The organism is Campylobacter sp. JH23 (assembly GCF_017846595.1).
In the GTDB taxonomy this organism is placed as follows: domain Bacteria; phylum Campylobacterota; class Campylobacteria; order Campylobacterales; family Campylobacteraceae; genus Campylobacter_D; species Campylobacter_D coli.
Window position 1 is genome coordinate 1 of the sequence record NZ_JAEQBP010000020.1, and the last position, 279, is coordinate 279.

At 64.2% G+C, this 279-nt stretch carries 1 protein-coding gene; it reads left to right on the plus strand.

Features of this window, described 5'->3' with window-relative positions; all coding sequences use genetic code 11:
• Positions 1 to 279, plus strand: a 279-nt coding sequence (locus KAR88_RS08745) for a dihydropteroate synthase (protein WP_192802452.1), incomplete at both ends; no start/stop codon positions are given.

Consider the following 279-nt stretch of genomic DNA (forward strand, 5'->3'; position numbering starts at 1 on the left):
TCATCCTTGAAGCCAAGATCGCCCGCCGCCACGGCGCGGCCGTCGTCGTCATGGCCTTCGACGAGGTCGGCCAAGCCGACACCTTCGCGCGCAAGACCGAGATCTGCAAGCGCGCCTACGACATCCTCGTCAACCGCGTCGGCTTCCCGCCCGAGGACATCATCTTCGATCCGAACATCTTCGCGATCGCGACCGGCATCGAGGAGCACAACAATTACGGCGTCGACTTCATCGAGGCGACGCGCTGGATCCGGCAGAACCTGCCCGGCGCTCATGTCT